The 24,446-nt window shown below is 71.4% G+C and carries 23 protein-coding genes, 1 pseudogene and 1 riboswitch; of the genes and pseudogenes, 9 read left to right on the forward strand and 15 right to left on the reverse strand.

Going from position 1 to position 24,446, the window contains the following annotated elements; genetic code table 11:
* Positions 1-149 precede the first annotated feature (149 nt).
* The gene (locus ACZ4Z4_RS19450) at positions 150-1,292 is read right to left on the reverse strand and encodes a glycosyltransferase family 4 protein (protein ID WP_468328409.1); all 1,143 of its coding nucleotides are present in this window, start codon (positions 1,290-1,292) and stop codon (positions 150-152) included.
* Between the two features lie 163 nt (positions 1,293-1,455).
* On the opposite strand from ACZ4Z4_RS19450, the gene ACZ4Z4_RS19455 reads away from it, so the two are divergent.
* A complete protein-coding gene (locus ACZ4Z4_RS19455; protein ID WP_468328411.1) occupies positions 1,456-2,691 on the forward strand; it encodes a glycosyltransferase 87 family protein in 1,236 nt (411 codons plus the stop codon).
* Here ACZ4Z4_RS19455 and ACZ4Z4_RS19460 read toward each other — a convergent pair.
* The 5 genes from ACZ4Z4_RS19460 to ACZ4Z4_RS19480 form a co-directional block, all read right to left on the reverse strand.
* Positions 2,648-3,823 carry a hypothetical protein gene (locus ACZ4Z4_RS19460; protein ID WP_468328491.1) on the reverse strand — a complete coding sequence of 392 codons (1,176 nt, stop codon included), beginning with the start codon at positions 3,821-3,823 and terminating at the stop codon, positions 2,648-2,650. The genes ACZ4Z4_RS19455 and ACZ4Z4_RS19460 overlap by 44 nt on opposite strands.
* A gap of 65 nt (positions 3,824-3,888) precedes the next feature.
* Entirely contained in the window at positions 3,889-4,917 is a 1,029-nt protein-coding gene (locus ACZ4Z4_RS19465; protein ID WP_468328413.1) for a C40 family peptidase, read from the reverse strand.
* Positions 4,918-5,139: 222 nt separating this feature from the next.
* Complete coding sequence (locus tag ACZ4Z4_RS19470) at positions 5,140-6,171, reverse strand: C40 family peptidase (protein ID WP_468328415.1); 1,032 nt, start codon at positions 6,169-6,171, stop codon at positions 5,140-5,142.
* A gap of 270 nt (positions 6,172-6,441) precedes the next feature.
* Positions 6,442-7,791 (reverse strand): NYN domain-containing protein, encoded by a 1,350-nt coding sequence (locus ACZ4Z4_RS19475; protein ID WP_468328417.1) that lies wholly within the window; start codon positions 7,789-7,791, stop codon positions 6,442-6,444.
* A gap of 37 nt (positions 7,792-7,828) precedes the next feature.
* Entirely contained in the window at positions 7,829-8,068 is a 240-nt protein-coding gene (locus tag ACZ4Z4_RS19480) for a hypothetical protein (protein WP_468328419.1), read from the reverse strand.
* Positions 8,069-8,189: 121 nt separating this feature from the next.
* Here ACZ4Z4_RS19480 and ACZ4Z4_RS19485 point away from each other — a divergent pair, with 121 nt between their 5' ends.
* The 7 genes from ACZ4Z4_RS19485 (at position 8,190) to ACZ4Z4_RS19515 (ending at position 14,639) form a co-directional block, all read left to right on the forward strand.
* Positions 8,190-8,927 carry a rhomboid family intramembrane serine protease gene (locus ACZ4Z4_RS19485; protein WP_468328421.1) on the forward strand — a complete coding sequence of 246 codons (738 nt, stop codon included), beginning with the start codon at positions 8,190-8,192 and terminating at the stop codon, positions 8,925-8,927.
* Positions 8,924-9,205 (forward strand): Lrp/AsnC family transcriptional regulator, encoded by a 282-nt coding sequence (locus ACZ4Z4_RS19490; RefSeq protein ID WP_125512351.1) that lies wholly within the window; start codon positions 8,924-8,926, stop codon positions 9,203-9,205. The genes ACZ4Z4_RS19485 and ACZ4Z4_RS19490 overlap by 4 nt, the downstream gene beginning before the upstream one ends.
* Positions 9,206-9,310: 105 nt before the next feature.
* Positions 9,311-9,718, forward strand: coding sequence for a small secreted hydrophilic protein (locus ACZ4Z4_RS19495; RefSeq protein WP_468328423.1), 408 nt, complete (start codon positions 9,311-9,313; stop codon positions 9,716-9,718).
* The gene (locus ACZ4Z4_RS19500) at positions 9,705-11,159 is read left to right on the forward strand and encodes a sensor histidine kinase (RefSeq protein WP_468328425.1); all 1,455 of its coding nucleotides are present in this window, start codon (positions 9,705-9,707) and stop codon (positions 11,157-11,159) included. Before ACZ4Z4_RS19495 ends, ACZ4Z4_RS19500 begins: the two co-directional genes overlap by 14 nt.
* Complete coding sequence (locus ACZ4Z4_RS19505) at positions 11,156-11,818, forward strand: response regulator transcription factor (RefSeq protein ID WP_362997651.1); 663 nt, start codon at positions 11,156-11,158, stop codon at positions 11,816-11,818. The genes ACZ4Z4_RS19500 and ACZ4Z4_RS19505 overlap by 4 nt, the downstream gene beginning before the upstream one ends.
* A gap of 159 nt (positions 11,819-11,977) precedes the next feature.
* The gene (locus ACZ4Z4_RS19510; RefSeq protein ID WP_468328427.1) at positions 11,978-13,390 is read left to right on the forward strand and encodes an SLC13 family permease; all 1,413 of its coding nucleotides are present in this window, start codon (positions 11,978-11,980) and stop codon (positions 13,388-13,390) included.
* Positions 13,391-13,421: 31 nt separating this feature from the next.
* The gene (locus ACZ4Z4_RS19515) at positions 13,422-14,639 is read left to right on the forward strand and encodes a glycerate kinase family protein (protein ID WP_468328429.1); all 1,218 of its coding nucleotides are present in this window, start codon (positions 13,422-13,424) and stop codon (positions 14,637-14,639) included.
* Here the strand turns inward: ACZ4Z4_RS19515 and ACZ4Z4_RS19520 are convergent.
* From ACZ4Z4_RS19520 to ctaE, 6 genes are all read right to left on the reverse strand, one after another.
* Positions 14,588-15,970, reverse strand: a complete 1,383-nt coding sequence (locus tag ACZ4Z4_RS19520) for an aminotransferase class V-fold PLP-dependent enzyme (protein ID WP_468328431.1) — start codon at positions 15,968-15,970, stop codon at positions 14,588-14,590. The genes ACZ4Z4_RS19515 and ACZ4Z4_RS19520 overlap by 52 nt on opposite strands.
* 190 nt (positions 15,971-16,160) lie before the next feature.
* A riboswitch (SAM riboswitch) is annotated at positions 16,161-16,278 on the reverse strand.
* 95 nt (positions 16,279-16,373) lie between these two features.
* Positions 16,374-17,438 (reverse strand): anthranilate phosphoribosyltransferase, encoded by a 1,065-nt coding sequence (gene trpD / locus ACZ4Z4_RS19525; RefSeq protein WP_468328433.1) that lies wholly within the window; start codon positions 17,436-17,438, stop codon positions 16,374-16,376.
* A gap of 144 nt (positions 17,439-17,582) precedes the next feature.
* Complete coding sequence (gene qcrB / locus ACZ4Z4_RS19530; protein WP_468328435.1) at positions 17,583-19,223, reverse strand: cytochrome bc1 complex cytochrome b subunit; 1,641 nt, start codon at positions 19,221-19,223, stop codon at positions 17,583-17,585.
* Entirely contained in the window at positions 19,220-20,275 is a 1,056-nt protein-coding gene (gene qcrA, locus ACZ4Z4_RS19535; RefSeq protein ID WP_468328437.1) for a cytochrome bc1 complex Rieske iron-sulfur subunit, read from the reverse strand. The genes qcrB and qcrA overlap by 4 nt, the downstream gene beginning before the upstream one ends.
* Complete coding sequence (gene qcrC / locus ACZ4Z4_RS19540) at positions 20,272-21,081, reverse strand: cytochrome bc1 complex diheme cytochrome c subunit (protein ID WP_468328439.1); 810 nt, start codon at positions 21,079-21,081, stop codon at positions 20,272-20,274. Before qcrC ends, qcrA begins: the two co-directional genes overlap by 4 nt.
* A gap of 77 nt (positions 21,082-21,158) precedes the next feature.
* Positions 21,159-21,779, reverse strand: a complete 621-nt coding sequence (ctaE, locus tag ACZ4Z4_RS19545; RefSeq protein WP_055566234.1) for an aa3-type cytochrome oxidase subunit III — start codon at positions 21,777-21,779, stop codon at positions 21,159-21,161.
* A gap of 194 nt (positions 21,780-21,973) precedes the next feature.
* On the opposite strand from ctaE, the gene ACZ4Z4_RS19550 reads away from it, so the two are divergent.
* Positions 21,974-22,372: a hypothetical protein gene (locus ACZ4Z4_RS19550; RefSeq protein ID WP_468328441.1), complete on the forward strand. Its 399-nt coding sequence runs from the start codon at positions 21,974-21,976 to the stop codon at positions 22,370-22,372.
* Positions 22,373-22,455: 83 nt separating this feature from the next.
* Here ACZ4Z4_RS19550 and ACZ4Z4_RS19555 read toward each other — a convergent pair whose 3' ends face one another.
* The 3 genes and pseudogenes from ACZ4Z4_RS19555 to ACZ4Z4_RS19565 form a co-directional block, all read right to left on the reverse strand.
* The gene (locus tag ACZ4Z4_RS19555) at positions 22,456-23,703 is read right to left on the reverse strand and encodes a L,D-transpeptidase (RefSeq protein WP_468328443.1); all 1,248 of its coding nucleotides are present in this window, start codon (positions 23,701-23,703) and stop codon (positions 22,456-22,458) included.
* Positions 23,704-23,844: 141 nt separating this feature from the next.
* Complete coding sequence (locus tag ACZ4Z4_RS19560; RefSeq protein ID WP_055566237.1) at positions 23,845-24,243, reverse strand: cytochrome c oxidase subunit 4; 399 nt, start codon at positions 24,241-24,243, stop codon at positions 23,845-23,847.
* Positions 24,240-24,446, reverse strand: a pseudogene (locus ACZ4Z4_RS19565) (aa3-type cytochrome oxidase subunit I); the annotation flags it as partial. The pseudogene ACZ4Z4_RS19565 and the gene ACZ4Z4_RS19560, both read right to left, overlap by 4 nt.

The following is a 24,446-nucleotide window of genomic DNA, read 5'->3' on the forward strand; positions in this document are numbered from 1 at the left end:
AACTGCGCGACCAGCCCAAGACAACCCGCAGCCGCCCACAGACCCCCGGCGGCAACCCCGTGGGCGGTTAGGGGCGCGGGGAACTGCGCGGCCAGCCCACGACGACCCGCAGCCGCCCACGAACCCCGGGCCGCAGCCCCGTGTGCGGGCTACAGGAGTTGTTTGAGGCGCTCCGCCAGGAGGTCCCAGCGCCACTTCTCCTCGACCCAGGCGCGGCCCCGCTCCCCCATGCGGGCCCGCAACTCCGCATCCGCCAGCAACGCGGAGACCCGATCCGCCGCCTCCTCGGGGGCCCCACCCCGCACGACCCACCCCGTCTCCCCGTCGAGAACCGCGTCCGGCGCCCCGCCGGAGTCGCCGGCGACGACCGGCAGGCCCGTCGCGGACGCCTCCAGGTAGACGATGCCGAGGCCCTCCACGTCGAGGCCCCCGCGCCGGGTCCGGCAGGGCATGGCGAAGACGTCCCCCGCGCCGTAGTGGGCGGGCAGCTCCGCCCAGGGGACGGCGCCGGTGAAGCGTACGGAGTCCGCGACACCGGTATCGGCGGCAAGCTTGCGAAGGTCCTGCTCGTAGGGGCCCCCGCCGACGATCAGCAGCACCGCCTCCGGCTCCGCGGAGAGAATCCTCGGCATGGCGAGGATCAACGTGTCCTGGCCCTTGCGCGGCACCAGCCGCGAGACGCAGACCACCACGGGCCGGTCCGTCAGCCCGAGCCGCGCCCGCACCGCGTCGCCGCCGGACCCGGGATGGAACGTCTTCTCGTCGACGCCGGGCGGCAGTTGGACCATCCGAGCGGCAGCCTCGGGCGTCAGCGCGGCCGCGATCCGCGAGCGCGTGTACTCCCCGAGGTAGGTGATCGTGTCCGTCGACTCGCCGATCCGGCGCAGGAGTTGGCGCGAGGCGGGCAGCTGGGCCCAGCCGGCCTCGTGGCCGTGCGTCGTGGCGACGAGCCGCTCCGCCCCGGCCTTCCGCAGCGCGGGCGCCATGAGGCCCAGCGGGGCCGCGGCTCCGAACCACACCGACGTACAGCCGTGTTCGCGCAGGAGCGAGACCGCGCGGCGGGTGACGCGCGGCGTCGGCAGGAGCATCGTCGTGGGGTCGCGTACGACCTTGAAGGGCTGCTCGGCGTCGAAGGCGGCCGTCGCCTCGGCGCCCTCGCGGCCGCGCTTCCAGGTGGAGGCGTAGACGACGAGCCGCTCGGGGTCCATGCGCAGCGCCATGTTGTGCAGGAACGCCTGGATGCCACCGGGCCTGGGCGGGAAGTCGTTCGTGACGATCAGGGTCTTGTGCATCGCGCACGACAGTACCGAAAGCAGCGCACCGCACCGAAAGCGGTCGTTCGCAGCCAAGCGCCGCACGCACCGAACGGCCCGGCCTCTCGCCCCCGCCCCGTCCCTCCCGGCATCATGGCTCCCCGAATCACAATGAAGTACCGGAAAAGGGGCGAGGGCGTTCATGGGGCGCATCCTGACCGTCTGGGTCCTGACCAGGACCGTCCTGCTGCTCTGCGTCTTCCGCGTGCTCACCGCCCCCGGCCCGGACGTGACCAGTGACGTCACCGTCATCTACCAGGGCTGGTACGAGGTGCTGCGCACCGGGACCTTCCCGCTCGACGACGTCACCTGGCAGTACCCGCCCGCCGCCGCCCTCGCGGTCCTCTCCCCCGCGCTGCTGCCCTTCCTCGACTACGCGTCGGCCTTCTTCGTGCTCGCCCTCCTCTGCGACGCGGTGGTCTGCGCGCTGCTCCTGTACGCGGGAGGACGGCCCGGCAAGTCGACGCGGGGCGCCTGGGTGTGGGTCGTGGGTGCGGCCCTGCTCGGGCCCACCGTGTACGCCCGCTACGACGTGATGGTGGCCGCCGTCGCGGTCGCCGCGCTGCTCGCCGGGGCGCGGCACCCGCGCCTCCTGGGGGTGCTCGCCGGGTTCGGGGCGCTGCTCAAGGTGTGGCCGGTGCTGCTGCTCGTGGGCACGCCGCGGGGCCGGCCGACCCGGCGGGCCTGGCGCGCGGCCGCGGGCACGGCCGCCGTCCTCACGCTGGGGTTCCTGGTGGCGATGCCGGGCGCGCTCGCGTTCCTCACCTTCCAGCGCGACCGCGGCACGGAGGTGGAGTCGCTCGGCGCCCTCGTCTTCCACGTCGGGCGGTACGTCGGCTGGCGGGGCGAGGTGCGGCTCAACTACGGCTCGGTGGAATTCCTCGGCCCGTACGTCCCGCTGGTGAGCACGGTGGCGCAGGGACTGTCGGCGGCGGCCTTCTGCTGGCTCCTGGTGTGGCGGCTGCGCGCGCGGGCCCGGTCGGCGAGCACGCCCGCGGACGCGGCGCTCGTGGCGGTGCTGCTGTTCACCGCCACGAGCCGGGTGATCAGCCCGCAGTACATGCTCTGGCTGGTGGGGATCGCCGCCGTCTGCCTGGTGTTCCGCGGGAGCCGGATGGAGGTGCCCGCCCGCCTGGTCCTGGGTGCCACGTTCGTGACGTTCCTGGAGTTCCCCGTGTGGTTCTCGCACGTGGTCGTCAGCGATCCGCTGGGCGTCTCCCTGCTGCTCGTCCGCAACGGTCTGCTGGTCGCCGCCGCCCTGCTGGCCTGCCGGAACCTGTGGCGGGAGACCGTGTCGGAACCGCGCGAGGGTTCGCAGCCGGTGCCGGGACAGCTCAGCCGAGCTCCGCACGCAGATACGTACGCCAGCGCGCCGTGAAGTCCTCGGGCGTCGTGTCCAGGACGTCCCGCAGCGCGCCCTCGACCGCGCCCGCCCGCTTCGCGCGGTCGCCCACCGCCCGGTAGAAGTCCGTCAGCTTCTCCTCGCCCCACTGCTCCGCGATCATCCGGCAGGCCAGCCAGGCGCCTTCGTACGCCCCCGCGAGCTGCGCGGCGTCCCCGCCGAAGCCGAAGTCGGCGTCCTCGGGGAGCGCGCGGGGCAGCTGCCCGCGTTGCACCGCGCGCCGCAGCTCGGGCGCGGCCTGCGCCGGGGTGCGCCCCGTGTCGCGGTACCCCACCCAGTCGGCGAAGCCCTCGGAGAGCCACAGCGGGGTGGCCGCGGAGGTCTGCGCGCGGGTCGCGACGTGGGTCGCCTCGTGGGTGAGGACGACCTGCTTGCCGAACGTGCCGAGCACGCCGTACGCCTCGGGGTTGACGACGATCCGGTCGGCCGGCGCCCGCCCCGAGCCGCCCGTCTCGCCCGTGGTGACCGCCGCGATCCCCCGGTATCCGGAGGCGGGCGCCCCGAGCAGCTTCGCCATGGCGTCCAGGGACCGGGGCACGAGGACGACGATCCGCTCCGGCCACTTCCCCGGCCAGGCGTCCCGCACCGCGGGCACCGCCCGGTCGGCGAGCTCGCGGTGGGCGCGCAGCTCCGCGGGGCTCTGGCCGATGCCGAGGACGAGGCTGCGCCTGCCGCGTTCGGCCGTCACGCGGCCCTGGTCCCAGAGCTGTTCGCCGGAGTTCTTCGCGGGCCGCTCGGCGGTGACGTACCAGCGGCCGCCGTCGCGTTCCAGGGAGAGGGTGCGTCCGGCGGTGACCGGCGCGCGGTCGTAGCCCTCGACCTGGTAGTGGAGTTCGGCGGTGGCCGTGGCCGTGTCGCCGGTGCGGTCGAGGCGGGTCAGCCGGTACTCCCAGGACTCCAGCGGGACGCCGCTGACATGCTCGAACAGGTCCCGGGCGCCCTTCGCGGGCCGCTCGGTCCTGTCGTACGCCTTCTCGTTCCCGTCGAGGACGGCCCGCGCCCGCCGCTCCAGGAGTGCGCGCACCTCGCCGGCGGCGGCGTCCGGCACCGGATCGCCGCCGCAGCCGGCCAGCAGGGCGAGGCAGAGCGCGACGCACAGCGCCACCATCCCCGACCCACGCCTGTGACCAGCCACCTTCCCGATCGTACGGTGTGCGGGCGGCGGGCCGCCGGTCAGATCCGCGTCACGGAGGAGACCGGCATCATGCCGACGGGGTCGTAGCGGACCGGGGCTCCGGGGTACGGGGCGTGCACCACCTGGCCGTTGCCCATGTACATCCCGATGTGGCTGGCGTCGGAGCGGTAGGTCACCAGGTCGCCGGGTTGCGCCTCGGACAGGGGGACCTGGCGGCCCGCGTTCCGCTGGGCCTGCGAGGTGCGCGGCAGACCGACCCCGGCCTGGGCGTACGACCACTGCATGAGGCCCGAACAGTCGAATCCGGAAGGTCCGTTGGCGCCCCAGACGTAGGGGCGGCCGACGGCGGACCGGGCGGCGGCGATGGCGGCGGCGGCCCGTGTGGAGGACGGGGCGCCCCCGAGCTCCGGCAGCTCGCCGCGGCTGCCGGTGCGCGAGGACCTGTCGTACGCCTCGCGCTCGTCGCTCGGCAGCGAGTTGAGGAGCTGCCTGGCCTTGGCCAGTCGGTGCTCGACGGCGCGCTTGTGGCGGGCGACGAGGGTGCGGCTCTTCTCCAGCTCGGCCAGTTTGCGGCCCGCCTCGGCGCGCTCCTGCGCGAGGCCGCGCTGGGCCCGCCGCAGATCGGTGAGTTCGCCGGCCTGCCGGGCGCCGACGCGGTCCAGGACCGAGGCCCTTTCCAGATAGCCCTCCGGGTCGGAGGAGAGCAGCAGGGCCAGCGAGGGGTCGATGCCGCCGGAGCGGTACTGCGCGCCGGCCAGCGAACCGAGCGCGCCGCGCATCCGGTTGATGCGCTCCTGGCCGCGCGCGACGCTGTCCTTGGCCCGCTCGACCTGCGCGCGCAGCTTGTCCGTGCGTTCGTCGGCCTTGTTGTACAGCTCGGTCGCCTGCTCGGCCTGTTCGAACAGCCGGTCCACCTTGGCGCGTGTTTCGGACGGCTTGTCCTGCGGCGCGGCGCCTGCGGGCGCGGCGGCGAGGGCCGCGGCCGCGGTGGCCGCTGCCGCTGAAAGGACGGTGACGCGCGTGCTCCGGTCGAGACCGGACTGTGCGGGACGGCGATGGAACCCCACGGGAAGCCGCTCTCCCTTCCGCTGACGAACCCCCGGCTGTCCCGGGGGAATGCGCGCCGACAGTAGTCGTGCGGCCGGGGCGGGCCAAAGAGCCGTACGGGTGGGGAAAGGGTGCGGACAGCCCGGCGCCCCGCTTCAGACGCAGGTCATCAACGGGGCGCGGGGTCAGCGTGCGTTGCCGGAATTCGCCCGTTCGGGCGGTGTGGGCAGCCGTGCCGGAGGTCAGGCGACGCGGACGCCGAACTGGAAGTCGCCGAGGTACTCCATCGCCTCGTAGCGCACCACGGCGCCGGGCTTCGGGGCGTGCAGCACCTGGCCGTTGCCCGCGTAGAGGCCGACGTGCGCGAGGTTGTTGAAGAACACCAGGTCGCCCGGCTTGAGTTCGCCGCGGCCGATCCTCGTGCCGTCGTTCTGCTGGGTGTACGTGGTCCGCGTGATGGAGACGTCGGCCTGGGCGTACGCCCACTGGGTGAGGCCGGAGCAGTCGAAGGAGTTGGGGCCCGTGCCGCCGCGGACGTACGGCTTGCCGAGCTGGGTGGCGGCGGCGTTCAGGGCGGCGGCGCCGCGGCCGGAGGCGGGGGTCTCCTTGGCGACGTCCACGCGCTCGGCGGCGCGGCTGGCGCGCTGCTCGTCCTTGGCGGCCATGGCCGCCTTCTCCTTGGCGCTCAGGGTGTTGAGGAGCCGCTGCGCCTCGCCCAGCTTGCCCTGGACTTCCTTCTTCTTCTTGCCGAGCTCGGCACGGGTGGCGGCGAGGTCGTCGAGCTTGCCCGCGGCCTCCTTGCGCTGCTGCGCGAGGGCCCGCTGCTTCTTCTGGATCTTCTGGAGCGAGTCGACCTGCTGGCTGCTCAGCTGGTCCAGCGTGGACGCCTTGTCGAGGTAGCTGTCCGGGTCGGAGGAGAGGAAGAGCTGCAAGGAGGGGTCGATGCCGCCGGAGCGGTACTGGGCGCTGGCCATCGAACCGAGGCCGTCGCGCAGGTCGTTGAGCTCCTCCTGGCCGCGGGCGACCTTGTCCTGGAGGTCGCCGATCTGCTTCTCCAGCTTCTCCTGCTTCTCCTTGGCGCCGTTGTAGCGGTCGGTGGCCCGTCCGGCGTCCTCGTAGAGCTTGTCGACCTTGGACTTGACCTCGTCCTTGCTCGGCTTCGGCGCGGCCTGGGCGGCGCCCTGCGAGGTGAGGGCCACGGCAGCGGCGGCGGTCGCGGTGAGCACGGTCACGCGGGTGCGGCTCGGCTGCTTGGGTCGACGGTGGGACGCCACGCGGGCGGCTCCTTCTTCCTCCGGCCGCCTACCGGGACGCGGCGGGCGGGTACCACCGCCGCCACCCCGGATGGGTGATCAACCGAGCGGGGGTTCGAGGGCTGACCCTAGTGACCTCCTTGTGATCAGTTCAAATCACACGATCAAAAAATCGGTCGCGGGAAACATTCTTTACCGATAACGCACAGCCCGTGATGATCTTCTGACGCTACGTCGCGCGCAGGGGGCTGCCAATTCGGGCATAGGGCCCAGGAGTTGCCGAGTACCCCTTTAGCTCCGCGAAAGCCGCTTCAGGAGCACCGCCGAAGCCACCGGCCGCGCACCCGCCTTGGCGATGCCGTCGGCCACCTCGCGGTCGGTCGAGACGACGACCACGGGCCGCCCCGGCGGCTCCGCGCGCACCAGCTGGCGGATCAGTTCGTCAGCGGTGACACCGGGCTTGGAGAAGAGCACCCGCACCCCGCGCGGCGGCGCGAGCAGCACGGGCGCGGCCAGCTCGGCGCCGTCGAAGACACAGGTGACCTCGGCGCCCGACTGGAGGGCCAGCTGCGAGAGCGAACCGAGCAGGCGCAGCCGCTGCTTGTCCAGCGGCATGGTCGGATAGCCGGTCTTGGTGACGTTGTAGCCGTCGACGACCAGGTGCGCCTGGGGCAGGGCGAGGAGCTGGTCGAGGATGGCCGGGTCGTTCTCGGAGAGGGCGCGGGCGGCGATGTCCTTGGGCGACATCCGCCCCGGCTCCACGGCGTCCACGGTCTCCGCGGGCCGCACGGACACCGGCGGCAGCGCCAGCTCGCGCCGCAGCCCCTGGGCCGCGTCCAGGACCGTGTCGAGCAGCAGCCGCAGCCGCATGTCCTCGACGCTGCGTCCCTCGCGCGCCGCCCGGCGGCTGGCCTCCAGGGCGGCCTCCGTCTCGGCGAGCCGCGCCTTGAGCCGGCGCGTCTCGCTCTCGGCGGCGGACACCTGCGCCTGCCCCTCGGCGCGCGCGGCCTCGATCTCGGCGGCGGCCTTGCGCAGCGCGGCCTCGCCGCGCTTGACGTCGCTGAGCGCGCCGCGCAGCTTGCGGTGCATCGATTCGGCTTCCTTGCGCGCCGCTTCGAGCTCCGTGCGCAGCCGCTCGGTCTCCGCCCTGGTCTGGCCGCGGGCGGCGGCGAGTTCCTCGCGCAGCCGCTCCAGCTCGGCGCGCGTCTCGTCGTCGACGCGCTCGGCGTCGGCGCGCTGCGCCTCCTCGCCCGCGGCGGTGACCAGCTTCACCCAGCCCGCGGGGCGCAGCACATAGGCGGCGGCCGCCACGTCCAGGGGGTCGGCGGCGGGCGGCGGCGAGCCCGCGTCCAGGGCGCCCGCGAGCTCGGGCTGGACCTCTCTGAGACGTTCGCCGATGCGCTGCCTGAAGAGCGTGTCGTTCTCCAGCGCGGCGGCCATGGCGTTGCCCGCGAACTTCGCGCGCCGGGTGGGCGTGAAGCGCGCGTACTGCCGCAGCTGGGCGGGCAACTCGGCGAGGGTGAGGCCGCCGAAGCCGTCCGAGACAAGCCGCACCACCCGCCGGCGCACCCCGTCGGGCAGCGGACGGTCGAGCACCTCAGCGGTGCCGTCGTCCGGCTCCCCGCCTGCGCTCTCCACCATCCGTCACCCCACTAGCTGTGCGGGTCCCGCTCCTCAGTCAGGAGCCGGTGCCCGGCCTGTCCACGAGTTCCACCTGATCCACCGCGTTGCACCAGCGGCAGCGCACCGACTCGATGCTCTCACTGACCACCTCGCGTTCCTCGACGTTCGCCTCTCCGGCCAGGTCGAGATGCACATACTCGACGACCTTGGAGCTCCGGGTCACGTCGAAACGCGTGAGGTTGCCGCACAGCGTGCAGCGCCACCGGGTGGTGGCGGTCGGCAGAGGAACCGTCATCGTGGCTGCTTTCCCTCGGTTTCCATGGTGCGTATTGCCCGTAACCCTAAGGCCTGTAAGGGGCACCTCGCGGCGGCGAGGCGGTCTGTACGGTTTCTTGGCGTTACGTCATGCTCTGTCCATGATCCACGCATGGGGTACGAAGACGGGCCGGCTGCTCACGGGCGGGTCCGCCCCGGTGACGTACGGACTGATCACCGTCTGCTGCGCGGTCTTCCTCATCTCCCCTCTCTCCGGGTTCAACCCGGCCTACGGCACCGGCGACCAGCTGCTCGGCGCGCAGCAGGTCTACTTCGAGCGGTGGGGCGTGGTCCCCGTCGAACTCCTCAGCGGCGCCCCGCGCGCCGCTCTCGGACCGTTCACCGCCCTGTTCGTGCACGGCAGCTGGCTGCATCTGCTCGGGAACATGCTGTTCCTGTACGTGTTCGGGGCCATGGTCGAGGAACGCATGGGGCACCTCCGGTACGCGCTCTTCTACGTCTGCTGCGGATACCTCGCGCTGCTCGCGTACGCGGCCGCGCACGCGGGCTCCGACCAGACGCTCGTGGGGGCCTCAGGGGCGATCTCCGCCGTCCTCGGCGCCTTCCTGTATCTCTTCCCTCGGGCGCGCGTCACCAGCCTCTTCCCGTTCCTCTTCTTCCTGCCGCTGCGCTTCCCGGCGTGGGTGGTGCTGCCGTTCTGGGTGGTGCTCCAGTGGCTCGCGGCGGGGCAGGGCGGTAAGGGCACGGGGGTGGCCTATCTGGCGCACCTGGTGGGCTTCTCGCTCGGCTTCGTCTTCGCGTGGGGGTGGAGTGTGCGGAGGGCTAGAGTGCAGGGACAAGGCAGCGCACCGGCCACCGAGGGAGACAGCCAGCCGTGATCACCGCGATCGTGCTCATCAAGACCAGCGTGGACCGGATTCCGGAGATCGCCGAGTCGATCGCCGCGCTCGACTCCGTGAGCGAGGTCTTCTCCGTGACCGGTACGTACGACCTGATCGCGATGGTCCGGGTGCCGCGCCACGACGACCTGGCCGATGTCATCCCCGGCCGGATCAGCAAGATCCCCGGCGTCGAGGCGACCGACACGCACGTGGCGTTCCGCACGTACTCGCAGCACGACCTGGAAGCCGCCTTCGCGATCGGCCTCGACTCCTAGGCACGCCCGGGGCAGGCGCCGCACGCCGCCCGCACGCGGGTTCATGAAGGTTTCTTCATCCGCGGCTCATCCTGACGGTGCGGCGCGGCGGCCACCCTCGCACTCATGGTCTTCTCCCACCGCATGGCCGCCCTGGCCGCCGTCGTCGCGATCCCGCTCGGCATCGCCGCGACCAGCTACGTCCTGACGGACAACCCCGAGCAGCCCAAGGCGCCGCCCAAGGTGGAGCTGCAAAGCGACCCGCCGTCCTCGGAGCCGGCCTCCCCCCGGCCCACCCCGAGCGACGAGAAGGTCTCCCCGCCACCGGTGAGCGAGAACACCGGCGAGAAGCCGCGCGAAGAGCCGCGGGAGAAGCCGAGGGAAGAGCCGGGCAAAAAGCCCGGCGGGAACCCCTCGAACGACGACAGGGGCAGCCACGACACCGCCAACAGCGACGACACGGCCGGCAGCGACGACTCCGACGACGACGGACCGGGCGAGGGCGACGACGACGGCCCCGGTGACGACGGCTGAACCCCGGCGCCACTGGATATCCGCTCGGGTCCGCATCCTGCTGTGGCTGCTCGTCGTGATGGCCGTCGCGCTCACCGCGGTGGCGGCCACCACACGCTCGGTCCTGCTCCGCGACGTCGACCACCGCATCGACCGGCTCCTCGCCCAGGAGACCGCCGAGTTCACCAACCTCGCGCGCGAGGGCGTCGACCCGCACACCGGCGAGAGGTTCACCGCCCCCGACCCGCTCCTGCGGCTCTTCCTGTCCCGGCAGTACGCCGACCCCGACGAGGAGCTCCTCGGTCTGGTCGGCCGCACCGGCAGGGCGCCCGCCAAGAAGGAGCAGGCCCGCGAACCGCGGATCGACCATCCGCTGGCCGAGGACCCCGCCGCGCTGCGGGCCGTCTTCGACTCCCCGGACGCCACCGGCACGCTCCACCGCGACCGGGGCGAGGTCCGCTGGGCGAAGGTGGAGATCAAGGCGGGCGACGGCCACCCGGCCGCGGCGTTCGTCGTGGCGTTCCACCCGGCGCGCGAACAGGACAGGGCGGGCGACGTCTTCGCCATGCTGCTCGCCATCTCCGGCGTGGCGCTGTTGATGACGACGGGCATCGGCTGGGCGGTCGCGGGCCGCATCCTCAAGCCGGTGCGGCTGGTGCGCTCGACCGCGGCGCAGCTCACCGAGCAGGATCTGACCCGGCGCATCCCGGTCCAGGGCCGGGACGACGTCGCGGCGCTCGCCGAGACGTTCAACGGCATGCTGGACCGCCTGGAGCGGGCGTTCGCCGCGCAGCGCGAGTTCGTCGACGACGCGGGCCACGAGCTGCGCACGCCCATCACCATCGTCCGCGGCCATCTGGAGCTGATGGGCGACGGTCCCGGCGAGCGCGAGGAGACCGTCCGCATAGTGACGGAGGAGCTGGACCGGATGAGCCGCATCGTCGAGGACCTGCTGCTGCTCGCCAAGGCCGAGCGCCCCGACTTCGTCACCCCAGAGCCGGTGCAGCCGGCCGAGCTGACGGCGGACGTCTTCGTCAAGGCACGGGCGATCGGCGACCGCGACTGGCGCCTCACCGAGGTCGTCGACGCCGAGACCTGCCTCGACCCGCAGCGCATCACCCAGGCGATGGTGCAGCTGGCGCAGAACGCCGTCCAGCACACCGCCCCGGGGCAGCGGATCGGCATCGGCTCACGGCTGCGGGCGGGACGCATCGAGCTGTACGTCGCCGACAGCGGCCCCGGCGTACAGGCGCAGGACGCCGAGGTGATCTTCGAGCGGTTCCGCCGCGGCACCGCGCGGCGCGGCTCCCGCGCCACCGGGGCGGGGCTCGGCCTCGCCATCGTGAAGGCCATCGCCGAGGGCCACGGAGGCCGCGTCGAGCTGCGCCCCACGGACGGCGGCGGCGCCACCTTCGTACTCGTACTCCCGCAGGGACAGCCGGAAGGGGCGGAGCGGCAGTGAACCGCATACTCATCGTCGAGGACGAGGAACGCATCGCCTCCTTCGTCGAGAAGGGCCTGCGCGCCAACGGCTTCACGACCACCGTGGTCGGTGACGGCGAGAGCGCCTACGACTACGCGCTGACCGGCGGCTTCGACCTGATCGTCCTGGACATCGGGCTGCCGGGACAGGACGGCTTCACGGTCCTGCGCCGGCTGCGCGAGGCCCGTGTGACCACCCCTGTCATCGTGCTGACCGCGCGGGACTCGGTGCGGGACACGGTGGCGGGTCTGGAGGGCGGCGCCGACGACTGGATGACCAAGCCGTTCCGCTTCGAGGAGCTGCTCGCCCGGGTGCGGCTGCGGCTGCGCACGGCGGCCGGGGCGCCCGAGGTGACGGTGTTGCGCAGCGGGGAGCTCACGCTGGACCTGCGGACCCGCAGGGCGCGTTCGGCCGAGCGCACGGTGGACCTGACGGCGCGTGAGTTCGTGCTTCTGGAGCTGTTCCTGCGCCATCCCGGGCAGGTCCTGTCGCGGGAGCAGATCCTCTCCCACGTGTGGGGGTACGACTTCGACCCGGGCTCCAACATCGTGGACGTCTACGTCCGCGCGCTGCGCAAGAAGCTGGGCTCGGAGCGGGTGGAGACGGTGCGCGGGATGGGGTACCGGCTGCCGGAGTGAACCGGGCGTCGACTCGGTGGGGCCGTGCGTCGGCTCGGCGGAACCGGGCGTCGGCTCGGCGGAATCGGGCGTCGGCTCGGCGGAATCGGGCGTCGGCTCGTGAAATTCCTTTCATCCGCGCCTCATTGAGGGCTCACGGCGCCGCACCACGCTGAACGCGTGACCTTGAACCTGCGGCAGGCCGTGACCCTCTGCGCGGCGCTCAGCGTCTGCGCCCTCCTCGCGGTCCCGGGGAACTTCCCGGGGCTCGGCGCCGACGCCCGCCTGACCCTCGCCGTCTTCACCCTCGCGACCTGCGCGTGGATCGGCACACCGATCGACGACACGTACATCGCGCTCGGCGCGGGTCTCGCGCTCACCGCGACCGGCGTGATCAGCAGCGACACCCTGTTCGGCACCCTCGGCGACGAGACGGTGTGGCTGCTGATCTGCGCCTTCGTCCTTGCGGCGGCCGTGACGCGCAGCGGGCTCGCCGGCCGGGCGGCGGCCTTTCTGGTCAGCGGGGCGCGCAGCGTACGGCAGTTGACGCATCTGACGACGGCGGCGCTGGTCGTGACCGCGTTCGCGGTGCCGGCGACGTCGGGGCGCGCCGCGCTCGCGCTGCCCGTCTTCCTCGCGCTCGCCAAGGTCCTCTCCGACCGGAAGCGACTGGTCGTGATGCTGGCACTGCTCTTTCCGACCGTCATCCTTCTCTCCGCGGTCGCGACTCTGATCGGTGCGGGAGCACATCTGATCACCGTGTCGGTGCTGTGGGAGGCGACCGGCGAGCGGATCGGCTTCACGCAGTGGCTCCTGCTCGGCCTGCCGCTCGCCATGACGTCATCCCATCTGGCGGCGGAGGCCGTTCTGTTGACGACCACCCGGCGCGCCGACCGCCGCGGCCCGGTCCACATCACCCTCGACCAGCTCCAGGAGCACAGCGAACAGCCCGTCACCGGGCCCTGGGAGGCCGCCGAGACACGCTGCGCCCTGCTGCTCGCCACCGTCGTCGTCCTGTGGTGCAGCGAACCGCTGCACCAGGTGCCGCCCGCCGTCGTCGCGCTGATCGGCGCGGTCGTGGCCTCCTCGCCCGCCCTCGGCACGGTCCGCCTCAAGGACGCCCTCAAGACGGTGCCCTGGGCGCTGCTGCTCTTCATGGCGGCGACGATGGCGATGGGCGTCGCGCTCGCCGACTCGGGGGCGGCGAGGTGGCTGGTCTCCGGGCTGCCCCTCGACCTGTCCCCGTGGCTCTTCCTCACCGTGGTGGTCGCGGTCAGCACGGCCGCCCACCTCGTCCTTCAGTCCCGCTCGGCGCGCTCCTCGGTCCTGGTCCCGCTGGTCGTCGCGGCGGCCGCCGGCGCGGGCGTCAACCCCGTCGCCGCCGCGCTCGCCTCCACGGCCGCGGCCGGCTTCTGCCACACGCTGCCCGCCTCGGCGAAACCCGTCACCCTCTTCGCCGAGATCCCGGACACCCCCACCTACACCCCGCGGGACCTGCTCCGCCTCTCCGCGGTCCTCGCCCCGCTGACCGCCGCGCTCGTCCTGCTCTTCGCCGTGACGCTCTGGCCGCTGCTCGGTGTCCCCGTCCGCTGACCCCGCCCTCGCACCCACCCTGGAGACCCGCATGCTGACCCGTTTCGCCATCGCCCCCAGCGGCTTCAAGGAGTCCCTCTCCGCGAGCTCCGCGGCCGAGGCCATCGCCGCGGGCGTACGCCGTGTCGTCCCGCACGCCGAGACCGATCTGATCCCGTTGGTGGACGGCGGCGAGGGCACCGCCCGCGCGCTGGCCGCCGCGGGCGGCGGGCGGCTCGTCGCGCTGCCCGCGACCGGGCCCGTCGGCCAGCCGGTCGGCACGCACTTCGCCCTGCTGCCCGACGGCACCGCGGTCGTCGAGATGGCGGCCGTGGCGGGGCTCTCGCTGGTCCCCCGGGAGCTGCGGGACCCGGGCGCCACCACGACGTACGGCGTGGGCGAGCTGATCCGTGCCGCACTCGACGCGGGCGCCCGCCGCGTCCTCGTCGGCTGCGGCGACTCGGGCACCTCGGACGGCGGCGCGGGCGCCCTCCAGGCTCTCGGCGCCCGGCTCCTCGACGCGGACGGCTGGGAACTGCCGCACGGCGGACGGGAGTTGACGCGGCTGAGCCGCATCGACCCGAGCGGCCTCGACCCGCGCCTCGCGGCCACCGAGATCCGCGTCGCCTGCAACCCCTTCAACGTCCTGTGCGGCGAGCGCGGCGTCGCCCGCGTCTTCGGCCCCCAGAAGGGCGCGACACCGCAGCAGGTCGAGCAGCTGGCGGCCGCCCTGGAGCACTGGGCGCACATCCTCACGCGGGACCTGCCCGTGCGGACCGACCTCTTCGAGGGACCCGGCACGGGCGCGTCGGGCGGCCTCGGCGCCGGGCTCGCCGCCCTCGGCGCCGCGCTGCTCCCCCGCTTCGACGTGCTGCTCGAACGGCTCGACCTCGACGACCGGCTGGCCCGCGCCGACCTGGTCATCACCGCGGAGGGCGCCCTCGACCACCAGACCCCGCGCGGCAAGGTGCCCGCCGAGGTGGCCCGCCGCGCGAAGCGGTCCGGGCGTCCGGTCCTGGTCCTCGCGGGCACGATCGGGGCCGGCGCACACACGGTCCGCGCGCTGGGCGTGGACGCGTACAGCGCGATCCTGCCCGCCCCGGTCTCGCTGACGGAGGCGCTCGGCCGGGGCGGCGAGTTCCTCACCGACGCGACGGAGCGGGCCCTGCGGATGATCCAGCTCGGCTCACGGCTGCCCGGGGGCCGGCTGCCCGCGGGTCAGGCGGCGGCGCTGGTGTCCGGCACGCAACGCCCGTCCTCGGTGCGGTAGTTCCACCGCGCGCCGTCCGACACCAGCTCCTTGACGGCGCGCACGAACCGCTCGACGTGCTCGTCGGGGGTGCCGGCGCCGAAGCTCACGCGGATGGCGTTCAGCGACTTCTCGCCGGGCGCGGCCTCGGGTGCGCCGCACTCGCCGGGCTCGTCGGGCTCGCCGCCGAGCAGGGTGCGCACCAGCGGGTGGGCGCAGAACAGGCCGTCCCGTACGCCGATGCCGTACTCGGCGGAGAGCGCGGCGGCGAAGTGCGAGCTGTTCCAGCCGTCCACGACGAAGGAGATGACGCCCACGCGCGGCGCGTCGTCCCCGAAGAGCGAGAGCACCCGCACGGCGGGCACCTCGGCGAGCCCCTCGCGCACCTTCGCGATCAGGTACTGCTCGCGGGCGACGAGCTGGTCGAAGCCCGCCTCGGTGAGCGCCTTGCAGGCGGCGGCGATCGAGTAGACGCCGATGACGTTCGGCGAACCGGCCTCGTGGCGGGCCGCGGTGTCGTGCCACTCCACGTCCACGCCGCCGCCCGCCTCCTTGGGGCGCCGCGCCACCTTCCGCGAGGCTCCGCCGCCCGCGAGGTACGGCTCGGCCTCCCGCAGCCAGTCGGCGCGGCCCGCGAGGACGCCGGAGCCGAACGGCGCGTACAGCTTGTGCCCGGAGAAGGCGACCCAGTCGACGTCCAACTCGCTGATGGAGACGGGGTGGTGGGGGGCGAGCTGCGCGGCGTCGAGCACGATCCGGGCGCCGTGCGCGTGCGCGGCGGCGGCCAGCTCCCGCACCGGCCACAGCTCACCGGTGACGTTGGAGGCGCCGGTGACGCACACCAGCGCCGGGCCGTGGGGCTCGCGGTCGGCGAGGGCCCGCTCCAGGGTCTGGACGGCCTCGTCGGGGGTGCGCGGCGCGTTCAGGTAGGTGACGCGGGCGTTCCGCCACGGCAGGAGCGAGGCGTGGTGCTCGGTCTCGAAGACGAAGACCTCGCAGCCGGCGGGCAGGGCGGCCGCGAGCAGGTTCAGCGAGTCGGTGGTGGAGCGGGTGAACACGACCTGGTCATCCTCCCGGCAGCCGAGGAACTCGGCGACGGCGACCCGGCTGTTCTCGAACAGGTCGGTGGAGAGCTGCGACAGGTATCCGGCGCCGCGGTGCACGCTGCCGTAGTACGGCGCGTACGCGGCCACGTCGTCCCACACCCGCTGAAGCGCCGGCGCGCTCGCCGCGTAGTCGAGCGCGGCGTAGCTCACCTCGCCGCCGGTGACCAGCGGAACGGTGACGTCCCTGCCGAGGACCGGCAGCGGTGCACAGACGGCGGCGTCGACGGCGACAGCGGAAACAGACATGGCGAACTCCCGTAAGAGGCAAGTGAGTTCACTGCGTCGACGCCCGGACGCCGGAGGCGGGGCGGTGCAGTGATGAAGAGAAGAAGGGTGCGCGGAAAGGGGCCGGAAGGCCCTAGCACATTCGCTTGCTCACGAGACTGCTCCCTTGAGGACCAGGACCCCAGGGCTGTGACATCCACCGATGTCCAGGGGTCCGCGCTTGCCATACGCCTTGCTGCGTACGACCTGGTCTTCACCCGGGGCACCCCGCCACGGACGGAGGGTTGCCGGACAGCGGGCCGGGGCCGTAGTCGCTGTCACTCATGACCTGTGCAGCATCTTGCCACACGATCTTCGACGCGCAAGGCGCAGTCCAGGATCCGGACTGCGCCCTGCGTCACACCGTTGTGCGTGAGGACGGCTCTCAGCGGTTGCTCGCGGCCACCCAGCGCTCCAGGGCCTTCTTCGCGGCCCCCGAGTCGATCGCCCGTGCCGCCCGCGCCATCCCGGCGCTGATCTGCACGGCCAGCGGCTCGTCGGTGGGCGTCAGGGCGGCCAGCGCCGCCGCCGAGTTCAGCAGCACCGCGTCCCGCACCGGCCCGCTCTCCCCGTCGAGCAGCCGCAGCGCCACCTCCGCGTTGTACGAGGCGTCGGCGCCCCGCAGCGCCTCGACGGGCACCAGGTCGAGCCCGACGTCCCGGGGGTCGAAGGCCTCCTCGCGCACGGCGCCGTCCCGCACCACCCAGACCCGGGAGGTGGACGTCGTCGTCAGCTCGTCGAGCCCGTCGTCGCCGCGGAAGACGAGCGACGAGTGGCCCCGCTCCGCGAAGACGCCCGCCACGATGGGGGCCATCCGGGGGTCGGCGACCCCGACCGCCTGGGCGCGCACCTTGGCCGGGTTGGTGAGCGGGCCGAGGAGGTTGAAGACGGTCCGGATGCCCAGCTGGCTGCGGGCGGCACCGGCGTGGCGCAGCGCCGGGTGGAACTTCACGGCGAAGCAGAACGTGATGCCCGCCTCGTCGGCGACCTCGACCACCCGCTGCGGGGTGAGGTCGAGATTGACGCCGAGCTTCTCCAGCACGTCGGAGGCGCCGGACGCGCTGGAGGCGGCGCGGTTGCCGTGCTTGACGACCTTCGCGCCCGCGCCCGCGACGACGATCGCGGACATGGTCGAGATGTTGACGGTCTTGGCGCCGTCGCCGCCGGTGCCCACGATGTCGACGCTCGGTCCCGGCACGTCGATGACGTTGGCGTGCGCGTACATGGCGCGTACCAGACCGGAGATCTCCTCGACGGTCTCGCCCTTGGCCCGCAGCGCGACCACGAAGCCGGCGATCTGGGCGTCAGTGGCCTCGCCGCGCATGATGCGGTCCATGGCCCAGGCCGTGTCGTCGGCGCTCTGGTCACGGCCCGCGAGCAGGGCGTTCAGTACGTCGGGCCAGGAACGGCCCGCCGCGGTGTCGCCTCCTGCGGGGGTCACAGCGTTCATAGCCGCTCCTGGTCTGTCCGTCTGCCTATGAGTGGGACCACCCTATCCAGCCTCCGGGACGGCAAAGAGCCCCGTCCAGGCAATGGACGGGGCTCTTGCTGTGGCGACCATGGGAGAGGTCAGAGCTTCAGAGCTCGGGAATGATCAGTGGTGGCCGTGGCCGCTCGTGATCTCCTTGTACTCGTCGGCGGTGGGCTTGGGGATCTGACCCTCTTCCCCGAAGTAGCCCTTGGAGAGCTTGGCCCGCAGCTTCTGCGAACCGGACACCTTGCGCTTGACGCCGTTCTCGTCGACCGCGGGGCCGAGCTCGACCGGCTTGTACTGCTCGTGCGCGGTGAGCGTGTGCAGCTGCTCCTTGCTGAGCGGCTCGTGGACCTCGATGAACTCACCGTGCGGCAGCCGCTTGATGATGCCCGACTCGCGGCCGTGCAGCACCTTGTCGCGGTCACGCCGCTGCAGACCCAGGCAGATCCGCTTGGTCACGATGAAGGCGATGACCGGTCCGACGAAGAAGGCGATCCGGACGAACCAGGTGATCGCGTTCAGCGACAGGTGGAAGTGCGTGGCCCACAGGTCGTTGCCACCACCGACCAGCATGACCATGTACGCCGTGATCCACGCGACACCGAAGGCCGTGCGGGTCGGGGCGTTGCGCGGGCGGTCCAGGATGTGGTGCTCGCGCTTGTCGCCGGTGACCCAGGACTCGATGAACGGGTAGACGGCGATGGCCACGAGGACCAGCGGGAAGACGATGACCAGCGGGATGAACACACCCAGGACGAGCGTGTGACCCCAGAGGTTGATCTCCCAGCCCGGCATGACACGGATCAGACCCTCGGCGAAGCCCATGTACCAGTCGGGCTGGGCGCCGGTGGACACCTGGTCCGGGCGGTACGGGCCGATGGCCCAGATCGGGTTGATCGAGGCGATCGCCGCGATGACCGCGATGACACCGAAGACCAGGAAGAAGAAGCCTCCGGCCTTGGCCATGTAGACGGGCAGCAGCGGCATGCCGACGACGTTCTTGTTGCTCTTGCCGGGGCCCGCGAACTGCGTGTGCTTGTGGTAGAAGACCAGGATCAGGTGCGCCACCACGAGGCCGAGCATGATGCCCGGCAGCAGCAGGATGTGGACCGAGTAGAACCGGGCCACGAAGTCGCCGCCGGGGAACTCGCCGCCGAACAGGAACATCGACAGGTACGTGCCGACGATCGGCACCGACAGGATGGCGCCCTGCATGAAGCGGACACCCGTGCCGGAGAGCAGGTCGTCCGGGAGCGAGTAACCGGTGAAGCCGGTGAACATGCCGAGGACGAACAGCAGGAAGCCGAAGAGCCAGTTGACCTCACGCGGCTTGCGGAACGCACCCGTGAAGAACACGCGCATCATGTGCACGAACATGCCGGCGAGGAAGATCAGCGCCGCCCAGTGGTGGATCTGCCGGATCAGCAGACCACCGCGCACATCGAAGGAGATGTGCATGGTCGAGTTGAACGCCTCCGACATCAGCTGTCCCTGCATCGGGACGTAGCTGCCGTGGTACTCCACCTCGTTCATCGACGGGTGGAAGAACAGCGTCAGGTACACACCCGTGAGGATGATGATGATGAAGCTGTACAGGCAGATCTCGCCGAGCATGAAGGACCAGTGGTCCGGAAAGATCTTGCGCATGTTGGCCTTGGCGAGGGAGTAGATCCCCAGCCGGCCGTCGGCCCAGTCGGCGACGCGCTCGCCGGCGGGCGCTTGCTTGCGCTGTTCGTTGGAGGAAGTGGTGGTGGTGCTCATCCGCGCTCCCAGAAGGCAGGACCGACGGGCTCTTCGAAGTCGCCGAGCGCCTCGAGGTAGCCCTTTTCGTTCACGCCGATGCGCAGCTGCGGCAGGGCGTGACCAGCCGGGCCGAAGATGACTCGGGCACCGTCGGAGAGATCGAAGGTGGACTGGTGGCACGGGCAGAGGACGTGGTGCGTCTGCTGCTCGTACAGGGAGATCGGGCAGCCCACGTGGGTGCAGATCTTGGAGTACGCCACGATGCCTTCGTGCGACCACTCCAGCTCGCGCTTGTCCTTGATGTTCTCCGGCTGAATCCGGACGATCATCAGGGCGGCCTTGGCGATCTGGGTCTGGAAGTCGTGGTCGTGCTCCGACATGCCCTCGGGCATGGCGAAGGTCAGCGACCCGACCTGCACGTCCGCGGGACGCAGCGGCTCGTGGGTGTTCATGTTCACGAGCATCTTGCCCTTGGCCCACTTGGTGTGCCGGAGCTTGTCCTCGGGCAGCGGCCCGAGGTCACGCAGCAGGACGACACCGGAGAGCGGGACCAGGGCCAGCGCGCCGAACATCGTGTTGCGGATCAGCTTGCGCCGCCCGAAACCCGACTCCTCGGCGCCCTGCTTGAAGTCCGCCATGACCTTGGCGCGGACCTCGGGCTCGGCCGCGATCTCGTGCCGCTCGTCGGTCATCTCGACGTCGGACATCAGGGTGCGGGCCCAGTGGACCGCGCCCGCGCCGATGCAGAACAGCGCCACGCCGAGGGTCGTGCCCAGGGCGAAGTTGAGGCCGCTGGTGTGCCCGATCGGCCAGATGAAGACGCTCTTGTCGGCCGGGATCGCCACGTACGAGGCGATGAAGCCGACGGTCGCGATCATCGACAGCGTGAACAGGAACGCCACGGCACGCTCGGAACGCCGGGCGGCCCGCTCGTCGATGTCCTGGACGCGGTGCTCGTGGGGCGGCAGCCCCGGGTCGGCGAACGGGTTGTCCTCCGCGGTCGCCACCGAGCCGTGCTCGGTCTCCTGCTTGCTGGGCAGGTTCTCTTCTGGAATCTCTTGGCTACTCATGACTTCTTGGCCTTTGCGGTCCGAGCGGCGACCCACACGGCGACCGCGATCAGCGAGCCGAGACCGAAGATCCAGCCGAAGAGGCCTTCACTGACCGGACCCAGACCACCCAGCTTCAGACCACCAGGGCTCTGGGTCTTCTCGCCGTTGACCGCGTCGAGGTACGCGATGATGTCCTTCTTGCTCTTCTCCGGCATCGTGGTGTCGGGGAAGGACGGCATGTTCTGCGGGCCGGTCTGCATGGCCTCGTAGATGTGCTTCGGGGAGACACCTTCGAGCGACGGCGCGAACTTGCCGTGCGTCAGCGCGCCACCTTCACCGGTGAAGTTGTGGCACTGGGCACAGTTGGTGCGGAACAGCTCACCGCCCTTGGCGATGTCCGCTCCGTCCGGGCTGTACTGCTTCTCGGTCGGAACCGAAGGACCGGCACCCAGCGACGAGATGTACGCCGCCAGCTGGTCGATCTGGGCCTGGTTGTAGATGACCTTCTTCTTGGGCGCCTGGGCACCCGGCTGCTGGAGCGGCATACGACCGGTGCCGACCTGGAAGTCGACAGCGGCGGCGCCGACGCCCACCAGGCTCGGACCGTCGGAGGAGCCCTGACCGCCGGTTCCGTGGCAGCTGGAGCAGCCCACGGCGTAGAGCTTCTTGCCCTCGTCGATGGCGAGGGACTGGGCGGTGTCATCGGCCTGCGCCTTGTCCGCCGGCGCGAACGCGGCGTACAGCCCCCCGGTGGCCGCCAGCGCGAGGAGTAGGACGACGACCGCCGCCAGCGGATGGCGTCGTCGTGCGGAGAGCTTTTTCACGGATTACCCCGGTGTCAGGATCTTCTGCGTCGATGCTTCAGGAATATTTCGGATGTGTCGCGTCAGCGACCTGCCACTTACTTGATCATGTAGATCGTCGCGAAGAGGCCGATCCAGACCACATCGACGAAGTGCCAGTAGTAGGACACGACGATGGCTGCGGTCGCCTGCTCGTGGGTGAATCGCCTGGCGGCATAGGTGCGCCCCAGGACCAGCAGGAAGGCGATCAGGCCGCCTGTCACGTGCAGTCCGTGGAAGCCGGTGGTCAGGTAGAAGACCGAGCCGTACGGGTCGGACGAGAGCGAGAGGCCCTCGTGCTTGACCAGCTCGGTGTATTCGTACACCTGACCGCCGATGAAGATCGCACCCATGATGAAGGTGACGATGAACCACATCCGGAGCTTCTTCACGTCACCGCGCTCGGCTGCGAACACACCGAGCTGACACGTGAGGGAGGAGAGCACCAGGATCGTGGTGTTCGTCGCCGAGAACGGGAAGTTCAGGGCCGAAGCCATTTCCTTCCAGTGATCAGGACCTGTCACCGATCGCAGGGTGAAGTACATCGCGAAGAGGGCCGCGAAGAACATCAGCTCGGAACTCAACCAGATGATGGTTCCGACGCTGGTGAGGTTCGGTCGATTGACCGGCGGGTGCGCGTGCCCGGTATCTACTGTCGTTGCTGTCGCCACGACCGACATTATGTCGGTCGCTTATCCCGCCCTCACCCCGGGGGGTGCCGTTCGGAGTGTCTGCACTCCGTGTCCTGCCCGGATGGCCCATCGGAGGCCTCTCCGAACCGGTGTTGACGGGGTGTCGGGAGGAGTAGCATCCGCGCATCGGTTCCTGATCCATGACGGCACAGCCCAGCACAGCTCAATGATCTGGAGGAACAATGCAGCCGACCGCCACGGTGCTGGTCTACAGCGACAACGCGAGCACCCGCGAGCAAGTCCGGTTGGCCACCGGCCGCAGGCCGGCCGCCGACGTTCCCCAGGTCCGGTTCATCGAGTGCGCGACGCCGCACGCGGTCATCAAGGAACTCGACCGGGGCGGCGTCGACGTCTGTGTGCTGGACGGCGAGTCGGCGCCCGGCGGCATGGGCGTCTGCCGCCAGATCAAGGACGAGGTCTTCCAGTCGCCGCCCGTGCTGCTGCTCATCGGGCGCCCGCAGGACGCCTGGCTGGCCACCTGGAGCCGGGCGGAGGCCGCGGTGACCCTGCCGGTCGACCCGGTGGAGTTCGCACAGGCCCTGGCCGCCCTGCTGCGCACCAGGACGGCCGTGGAGGCCTGAGCGGCCACTGATGTACGTGCGAAGGGCCCGCGCCACGGCGCGGGCCCTTCTCGTGCGCCTCTGACGGGCTCTGTGCCGGACCGCTAGACCCGCGGCCGCAGTCTGGCCGCGTCGGCCGCCGCGGGGCCCTCCTTGGCCCCGGTGCGCAGCGCGCTGCCCTCGCGCCACTTCTTCCAGCCCATGTTCCAGTCGCCGAGGCCGTTGCCGAACGTCGGCATGTCCTCTCCGTTGCTGTTGATGACCGTCACGAGGTCGCCCTGCCGGACCGTCTCGTAGAACCAGGCGGCGTTCCCCGTGCTCATGCCGGTGCAGCCGTGGCTGGTGTTCGCGGCCCCCTGCGACCCCACCGACCAGGGCGCGGCGTGCACGTACTCGCCGGAGTCGGTCACCCGTGTCGCGTAATAGACCATCTTGTCGTAGAAGTCCGACGCGCCGATGCTGGCACTGGTCATGCGTACGGAGTACTCCTTGCCCAGCACCACCTTGACGCCGTTGCGCGTGGAGTAGCCGGGCTTTCCGGTGGTCACCGGGATGGAGTTGATCTGCTTGCCGTTGCGGTAGACCGTCATGTAATGCGCGGCGGCGTCGGTGACGGCCTCGATGCGGTCGCCGATGGTCAGCTTGAGCGGCTTGGCCTCGCCGCCCCAGAGCCTGTCCCGGACCTTGAGGCCGGCGAGGTTGCTGGAGACGTGGACGGTCGCGCCGACCGGCCAGTACTCCTTCGGGCGGTAGTGCAGCGTCTCGCTGTCCACCCAGTGCCAGGCTCCCGTGGTGGCGGGCACCGAGCGGACCTTGAGGGCGCGTTCGACGATCGCCCTGGCCTCCTTGCCCTTCACCGGGGCGCTGAGGGCGGCCGTGACCGGCTGGCCGACGCCGTACTTGCCGGACCCGGGGCCGAAGGTGACCTTCAGCCGCTTCTTCTTGTCGGGCGTGTCGGTGTCGAAGGTCAGGACCTTCTGGCCCGGCGAACCCTCGTCGTCCTCGGTGCTCACCCGCACGGTGTAGTGGGCCCCTGCCGCCAGTGGAGTGGTGCTGCGCCACCTGGCGCCGTCCGCCGAGAGTTCACCCGCCACGTACCGCCCCATGGCGTCGGTGGCCGTCACGTCGGTGATGCGCCCGTCGCCGCCCTGGGCGGTGACCTCCAACGGCTTGTCCGGGTTCGCCTTCCGGCTGCCCGCCGGGGCGTTGAAGGCGATCTGGCCGGCCGCGTCGTACGGCTGCGCCGAGAGCGGGTGGCCGTCGGAGTCGCCGCAGGCCGTGGCCCCCGCGCCGAGGGCCGCCACCAGCATCGTGCAGCTCAGTACCGTGCGGATTCGCGGAGAGTGGCTCATAAACACACCGTATGAAGATTCATCAAGTGTGGCGCGCCGAGTGACCCGTAAGAGGGACGGAAGATACTCCGCACGCCGAAGGGCCCGGACGCTCCTCTCGGAGTGTCCGGGCCCTTCGGGTGCGGTTCGTGGACTACAGACTCACTGGGTCTGGTTCTCGCCGCGGTAGTACTCGAACACCCAGCCCCACAGGCCGATCAGGATGATCGGGGCCGAGAAGTACAGCAGCCACCAGCCGAAGACGACGCCCATGAAGGCGAGCGCGCCACCGACGGCCAGGGAGAGCGGCTGCCAGCTGTGCGGGCTGAAGAAGCCCACCTCGCCGGCCTCGTCCGCGACATCGGCCTCCTTGTTGTCCTGTGCGGAGGCGTCGACCCGCCGGGCCGTGAAGGCCAGGTAGTAGCCGATCATGATGCACAGGCCGAAGGCCAGGAAGAGCGCCGTGGTACCGGCCGGCTCCTTCGACCACACGCCATAGACGATCGCCATGGCGAGGACGAAGACGCTCAGCCAGATGAACATCTTGCCCTGGATCTTCACTTCGCGGCCTCCTTGTCGCCGCCGAACAGCGCGGTGTCCTTCTGCCCGTCGTTCTCGATGTGGCCGAGCGCCGCGATCTCAGGGTGGTGCAGGTCGAACGCCGGCGATTCCGAGCGGATGCGCGGCAGGGTGATGAAGTTGTGCCGCGGGGGCGGGCAGGACGTCGCCCACTCCAGCGAACGGCCGTAACCCCACGGGTCGTC

It is taken from the genome of Streptomyces sp. NPDC030245 (assembly GCF_055572995.1).